At 70.3% G+C, this 2,033-nt stretch carries 2 protein-coding genes and 1 pseudogene; all 3 read left to right on the top strand.

Features of this window, described 5'->3' with window-relative positions:
• Window positions 1–685: ABC transporter permease (locus SFU54_RS10595; RefSeq protein ID WP_319016241.1), on the top strand; the 685-nt coding region annotated here is incomplete at its 5' end.
• Window positions 682–1,740, top strand: coding sequence for an ABC transporter ATP-binding protein (locus tag SFU54_RS10590; protein WP_319016240.1), 1,059 nt, complete (start codon window positions 682–684; stop codon window positions 1,738–1,740). The genes SFU54_RS10595 and SFU54_RS10590, both read left to right, overlap by 4 nt.
• Before the next feature lie 29 nt (window positions 1,741–1,769).
• Window positions 1,770–2,033 (top strand): annotated as a pseudogene (locus SFU54_RS10585) (kynureninase); the annotation flags it as partial.

Below are 2,033 nucleotides of genomic sequence, written 5' to 3'. Positions count from 1 at the left end.
CTTGCTCGCCTTGTTCTCGCGCCTGCTCGATGCGGCCACCCTGCGCGAGATCGACGTGCCCCGGTTGCTCGAAGCGGTCGGCTCAACAATTGGCGTCGCCGTGGCAGCCGCGCTGCTCGCGGTGCTGCTCGCGTTGCCCATCGCGGCGCTCGCCGCCCGCTATCGCGGCCGGCTCGTCACGGCCATCGAGTCGGTCGGATTCCTCGGTCACGCCCTCCCGGGCATCGTCGTCGGCTTGTCACTCGTGTTCTTCTCGCTCGCGGTCGTGCCCGCGCTCTACCAAAGCCTCGCGGTGCTCGTCTTCGCCTATGCCGTGCTCTTCATGCCCAAGGCCATCGGCACGATGCGGGCGGGCTTGGGCGATGTGCCCCCGCGACTCGTCTCGGTCGCTCGCACTCTTGGCATGTCGCCGTGGCAAGCCTGGTGGCGCGTCACGGTTCCGCTTGCTCTGCCGAGCGTGGGCATCGGCGCCCTGCTGGTTGCCATTGCGACCATGAAAGAATTGCCGGCGACGCTGCTGTTGCGCCCGACGGGCACGCAGACGCTCGCGACCGAACTGTGGAACCGCACGGCGGTGTTCGAGTTCGGCGCCGCGGCACCCTATGCGGCCCTGCTCGTGCTCGTCGCGGCGGTGCCCGCCGTGATCTTGTCGGGCGTACGCAGTTCAGCCAAGGAGGAGTTGTGAGCGACCTCGTCGTCGACGGAGTGAGTGTGGCCCACGGGTCAACGCTCGCGATCGATGACGTCTCGCTGAGCATCCGCAGCGGTGAATTGGTCGCGGTGCTCGGGCCTTCAGGTTGTGGCAAGACGACGCTCTTGCTCTCGATCGCGGGGCTCTTGCCCGTGCAGTCGGGCACGATCACGATCGGCGACCGCGAGATCTCGCGTGCGGGCCGCACGGTGGCGCCCGAGAAGCGTGGCGTGGGCTGGGTGCCGCAAGAGGCCTCGCTGTTTCCGCACCTGTCGGTCGGCGAGAACATCGGATTCGCGGTGCCGCGCGGCCGTAGTGCCGCGCGCGCCGAGCGCATCGCCGAGCTGGCCCACCTCGTGGGGCTCGATGACTACACGGGCCGCGCCCCCAACCAGCTCTCGGGTGGTCAGGCTCAGCGCGTTGCCCTTGCGCGCGCACTCGCCCCACGACCCGACCTCCTGCTGCTCGACGAACCGTTTGCGGCCCTCGACACGCAATTGCGCACGGGCCTGCGGCGCGAGGTCGCCGAGTTGCTGCGCGCACAGGGCACGACCTCGCTGCTCGTGACCCACGACCAAGAAGAGGCGCTGACGCTCGCCGACCGCGTGGCCGTGCTGCACGACGGCAAGCTCGCCCAGTTTGGCACGCCGGAAGAGATCTACCAGCAGCCCGCCACCGACCGGGTGGCCTCGTTCGTTGGTGACGTCGTCGAACTCGCCGGGCAGTGGCGCGGTGGTCGCGTGCTGTGCGCACTCGGCTCGGTTGAAGCGTCAGCGATCGGCTTTACGCCCACCGACGGCGACACCGTGCGGCTCATGCTGCGGCCCGAGTGGATCGTTCCGCGCCCCGACCTGCTCGCTCAGGCCGCCGCCGGCGCCGATGCGCGCGTCGCGAGCATCTCGTACGCCGGTCACGACGCCATGATTACGGCCGATCTCGTGGATGGCCCCTCGGTGCTCATGCGCATGGCCGCGGTTGAACTGCCTGAGGTCGGCGACGATCTGCGCCTCGCGGTGCAACGCCCCGGCCTCGCGTTCGCGGCCGCTTGACGCGGATCGGGCGCGAGTAGGCTCGCGGCATGAGCAGTGCCGCTGAGAGCCCGACGCCCGCCAACCCCGCCGCGCTGCGCGCCCGCGCCGCCGTGCTCGATGCCGCCGACCCGCTGGCCGCGCACGTCGCGCGCTTCGTGCCGGGCGACGACCTCGTGGCCTACCTCGATGGCAATTCACTCGGGCGCCCGGTGGCGAGCGTGCCCGCTGCCCTCGAAACCTTTGTGCGCACGGAGTGGGCCGGGCGACTCATTCGAGGCTGGGACGAACTGTGGCTCACGCGCCCGCGCGAG

Origin of the sequence: Microcella sp. (genome assembly GCF_033763155.1) — a bacterium.
Classification (GTDB): Bacteria; Actinomycetota; Actinomycetes; order Actinomycetales; family Microbacteriaceae; genus Microcella.
Note: the sequence above shows the minus strand (reverse complement) of the source record. Positions and strands in the feature narration are given on the sequence as shown.